This is a genomic window from Pseudoalteromonas sp. SR45-5 (assembly GCF_014163565.1).
GTDB lineage: Bacteria > Pseudomonadota > Gammaproteobacteria > Enterobacterales > Alteromonadaceae > Pseudoalteromonas > Pseudoalteromonas distincta.
This window is the reverse complement of record NZ_JACJDN010000308.1, coordinates 1-4,695: the sequence shown is the minus strand read 5'-3', so window position 1 is coordinate 4,695 and position 4,695 is coordinate 1. Positions and strand designations below refer to the sequence as shown.

5 protein-coding genes are annotated in these 4,695 nt (G+C 40.6%); 1 reads left to right on the top strand and 4 read right to left on the bottom strand.

Going from position 1 to position 4,695, the window contains the following annotated elements; genetic code table 11:
- The 4 genes from H5072_RS12150 to H5072_RS12135 all read right to left on the bottom strand — a co-directional run.
- The coding region (locus tag H5072_RS12150) for an ABC transporter transmembrane domain-containing protein (RefSeq protein ID WP_259395936.1) at positions 1-701 on the bottom strand (701 nt) is incomplete at its 3' end.
- A complete protein-coding gene (gene cydX, locus H5072_RS12145; protein ID WP_002958303.1) occupies positions 691-855 on the bottom strand; it encodes a cytochrome bd-I oxidase subunit CydX in 165 nt (54 codons plus the stop codon). The genes H5072_RS12150 and cydX, both read right to left, overlap by 11 nt.
- 12 nt (positions 856-867) lie before the next feature.
- Complete coding sequence (gene cydB / locus H5072_RS12140; protein WP_002958302.1) at positions 868-2,007, bottom strand: cytochrome d ubiquinol oxidase subunit II; 1,140 nt, start codon at positions 2,005-2,007, stop codon at positions 868-870.
- Complete coding sequence (locus H5072_RS12135) at positions 2,004-3,587, bottom strand: cytochrome ubiquinol oxidase subunit I (RefSeq protein ID WP_182693666.1); 1,584 nt, start codon at positions 3,585-3,587, stop codon at positions 2,004-2,006. Before H5072_RS12135 ends, cydB begins: the two co-directional genes overlap by 4 nt.
- A gap of 301 nt (positions 3,588-3,888) precedes the next feature.
- On the opposite strand from H5072_RS12135, the gene lpxB reads away from it, so the two are divergent.
- On the top strand, positions 3,889-4,695 hold an 807-nt coding region (gene lpxB, locus H5072_RS12130; RefSeq protein ID WP_182693665.1), incomplete at its 3' end, for a lipid-A-disaccharide synthase.

Sequence of the window (4,695 nt, the reverse complement as noted above, 5' to 3'; positions counted from 1 at the left end):
ATTTGTTTAAGCTCGGTACATGTTGCATTAAATAGTTTTAGCTGAGTTAAACCTTGCACGCGGTCAAAAAAGTAATTGCCCAGTACAGCAAGTTGCTTCCAGCGTTTTTGGTTTAAAGCTTCGGCTTTAGAGCCTACTAAAATCATGAAAAAAGGAATAAGTGGGGCGGTTAATAAAAATATCAGCCCAGCTTTATAATCTGTCGGAAAAATAACTACCAATATTGCCAGCGGAATAAGCGCGCTGTAAGCAACACCTGGCAAGTATTTAGCATAATAGTCGTGAAGTGCTTCAACGCCATTATGCAGGGTATTTAATGTAGCGCCTTGGCCGTGTTGTTCTATATAACTAGGCCCAAGTAAGCTGAGCTTATGGAGAAGTGTTTGGCGCATAGCCGATTTTATTTTAAGCGCAGCAAATGCACTTAAGCGCTCACTTAACGCTAAAAACACCGCGCGCAATAAAATAATGCCTGCTAAGGGCCATAATAAATGAGTGACTTGGGCTAAATTATTACCTTCAAACATTACATTATGAATAGCTTGAGCCAGTAAATAAGCACCTGCAATCATCAGTAATGCGTTAAAAGTACCCAGTGCAATGCTTAACTTTAACCACACTGCAGCGGGTTTACTTTGACGCTTTAAAAAAGCGCGCAGTGATTGCTGCTGCGCGCGATCTGGCCGGGGGTTAGTCGTCATCTTTTGTGTTGTTAGCATCATTTAATAAATCGTGCATGGCTTGTTCATCATCAGCAATGCTGTTTTTATTTTGATGAAATTCGTACCACATTACATTTATTACACCTAAGGTACAGGCCAAAAGTACACCTAAAATCCAAGCGAAATACCACATTGTTTAGTCTCCTTAGTAGCTACCATGAGTGTTGTTTTCAATTTCTTCTACCGTTACTCTGCGCCACATTTTTACGTAACACCAAGTGGTGTAGGACAATATTAGTGGTACAAAAATACACACTGCAACAAACATTATATTGAGCGTTTTATGGCTCGATACCGCATCCCAAATTGTTAAGCTAATATTAGGGTTATTACTTGATGGCATAATAAATGGGAACAGAGAAACACCGGCCGTCATAATTACGCCAATTAACATTAAGCTTGTTGAAATAAGTCCAAGTGCAGGTTTATTTAATTTTGAAAACACAAGTGCACTTAATGCCATTGCAAAGGCTAAAATAGGGAAGGTCATTGTCCACGGACGAGTGCTGTAATTACTTAACCAAGCACCTTGCGCTGTAGTGACTACTTTAGCTAAAGGGTCTGCATGACTTTGTGTATCAGCCATAGATACAACTTGGTAACCCGTTAAGTTAGCCACCCAAAAACCAGCTGCAGCAAATAACACGATAAACACAATAAGAGAATAGCGACCATATTGACCCGAACGCTCTGCGACCACACTTGCTGTTCTAAGTTGTAACCACATACCCGCATGCGCAACTAACATGGTAATACTCACTAAACCTGCAAGTAATCCAAATGGGTTAAGCAAGCCAAAAAATGATCCTTGGTAGCTTACACGCATAAGGTTATCAATATTAAACGGTACGCCTAAAAATAAATTACCAAACGCAACACCAAATACTAATGCTGGAATCGCGCTGCCTGCAAGCAAGCCCCAATCCCAGTTATTGCGCCAGCGTTTTGAGTCTACTTTACTGCGGTAATCAAATCCAAGTGGTCTAAAAAACAAAGCAAAGAGTACTAGCATCATGGCAAAGTAAAAGCCCGAAAATGCAGCTGCATAAACCATAGGCCACGCCGCAAATAACGCGCCGCCTGCAGTTATAAACCATACTTGGTTACCATCCCAATGCGGGCCAATTGTGTTTATTACTGTGCGGCGCTCTGAATCTGTTTTACCAACGAGGCGGAGCAACATAGCAACGCCCATATCCATACCATCGGTAATAGCAAAACCAATAAGCAGCACACCAATGATCAACCACCAAAGCATTTTTAATGTTTCATAATCAAAAATCATGATTGCTCTCCTTCAGTTTTATCAGCTTTGCTTGGTAATTCAAAATGATACTTACCAGTATGTAGCGAGCTTGGCCCTTGCTTAACAAAGCGGATCATCAGCCAGCCTTCCACAATGGCTAAACCAGTATAGAAAACAATAAACCCAGTTAAGCTAATTAAAATATCGTTTACTGTTAGTGACGACGTGGCTAAAAAGGTCGGCAGTATTTCAGATATAGCCCAAGGTTGACGACCATACTCGGCAACAATCCAGCCAAACTCAATCGCTATCCAAGGTAGTGGAATACTCAATACGGCAGCCCATAACAACCAGCGTTTTTGCTCAATAACGCGGTGTGCGTTGTAGTAAAATGCCAATATAAAGACACCTAGCATGGCCACACCACAGGCAACCATAATCCTAAATGACCAAAACATAGGGCCTACTTTAGGAAAAGAGTCTTTAACAGCTTTTTGAATTTGTTCTTCAGTAGCATCTACAACATCAGGTGTGTAGCGCTTAAGTAGCAAGCCATAGCCTAAATCATCTTTTAGAGTATTAAATTTGGCGATATTATCTGGCGTATCTTCACCGTTTCTAAGTTTTGTAAGGTATTCATAAGCAATCATACCGTTGCGAATACGTACTTCATGTTGTTTTTCTAGGTCGTTAATACCCGTTACTTGCTCATCTAGTGAGCGCGTAGCAATTAACCCAAGTGCGTAAGGTATTTTAACCGCCGCATGTGTTACTTGCTTTTCTGAATCAGGAAAACCAAATGCGGTAAAAGCAGCCGGAGCTTCTTCTGTGTGCCATTCGGCTTCAATTGTGGCAAGTTTTACTTTTTGGACTTCGCCTACTTCGTAGCCTGATTCGTCACCGAGTAAAATTACACACAAAATTGACGCTAAACCAAAGCCTGATGCGACTGAAAAAGAGCGTTTAGCAAATGCTAAATCACGACCCTTCAATATGTACCAGCTACTAATACCAAGCACAAACATAGACGCTGCTACATAACCTGCCGATACAGTATGAATAAACTTAACTTGGGCTACAGGGTTAAACACAAGCTCTGCAAAACTGGTCATTTCCATGCGCATGGTTTGATAGTTAAATTCAGCGCCTACTGGGTTTTGCATCCAACCGTTGGCAATTAAAATCCACAGCGCCGACATGTTAGTACCAATGGCCATTAAAAAGGTCGCGCCTAAATGTTGGCGTTTAGAAAGCCTGTCCCAGCCTAAAAAGAACATACCTACAAAGGTCGATTCTAAAAAGAATGCCATTAAACCTTCAATTGCCAGGGGGGCCCCAAAAACATCACCTACGTAATGGGAATAATAAGACCAGTTAGTACCAAACTCAAATTCCATGGTAAGGCCTGTCGCCACACCAATAGCAAAGTTAATACCAAACAATTTTCCCCAAAACTTAGTCATATCACGATAAATTTCGCGACCGGTCATAACATAAACCGATTCCATAATAACTAAAATCCAGGTCATACCTATCGTTAACGGTACGAATAAGAAATGAAAGAGAGCGGTAACAGCAAACTGTAATCGCGATAGATCCACAAAGGTTTCATCTATCATTATTGGCTCCTTGAGAGTGACGGATTAACAGGGCAACATTTTATTGGCAAAGTTAAAATTTAATGAACTTTCAGTAATTACTGAAAGTTTGTAATAGTATTTACGTTTGTGCAATCTTTGTCAACATACATATTAGTAAAACTTAATATATATTTCCTATGCTACATCAGTATTAAAAACAAACAACATAAAGCCTTAACTTAGGTGATAAAAAACCAGTTATTTAAAGCGTTTAACCAAACAGTAAAACACGGTAAACTAACAAGCATGAACGCCTGGTTTACTTGTGAAATAAAATCAAATGAATAAAGATAAAAAACAACTACGTATTGGTATTGTGGCAGGTGAACTGTCGGGCGATATTTTAGGTGAAGGCTTAATTAAAGCCCTTAAAAAACACTTTCCGGACGCTATTTTTGAAGGAATAGCAGGACCTAAAATGCAAGCGCAGGGCTGTAAAACACTTTACGACATGGATGAGCTTTCGGTTATGGGGCTTGTTGAGGTGCTAGGGCGTTTACCACGTTTGCTTAAAATACGTAAACAACTCGTGCAGCATTTTGTAGATAACCCACCTGATGTATTTATAGGTATTGATGCACCGGATTTTAACTTACGTGTAGAAAAGCCACTTAAAGATGCGGGTATTAAAACCGTACAGTATGTAAGTCCGTCTGTTTGGGCGTGGCGCGAAAAGCGCATTCATACAATAAGTGCAGCCACTAACTTAGTGTTAGCATTATTACCATTTGAAAAAGAGTTCTACGATAAGCACCAAGTGCCATGTACATTTGTGGGGCATACCTTGGCAGACGACATAGCACTTGAGCACGACGATACTAAAGCACGAGAAGAACTCGGCTTAAGCCTTGATGACAAAGTACTGGCGCTGCTACCTGGTAGTCGAGGCTCTGAAGTTGGTTTGCTAAGCGAGACTTACATTAAAACAGCTGCTGAGCTGCAAGCTAAAAACCCCAATCTTAAAATTGTGGTGCCGTTGGTTAACGAAAAACGCAAAGCGCAGTTTAGTGATATATTAAACGCTACCGCACCAAACCTTAATGTTAACCTGCTTGATGGGCAATCAAAATTAGCGATGCAAGCTGCT

Excerpts from the sequence above, each read along its gene's own strand:
- cydX (WP_002958303.1), bottom strand. The coding sequence starts at position 855 with ATGTGGTATTTCGCTTGGATTTTAGGTGTACTTTTGGCCTGTACCTTA.
- cydB (WP_002958302.1), bottom strand. The coding sequence starts at position 2,007 with ATGATTTTTGATTATGAAACATTAAAAATGCTTTGGTGGTTGATCATT.
- H5072_RS12135 (WP_182693666.1), bottom strand. The coding sequence starts at position 3,587 with ATGATAGATGAAACCTTTGTGGATCTATCGCGATTACAGTTTGCTGTT.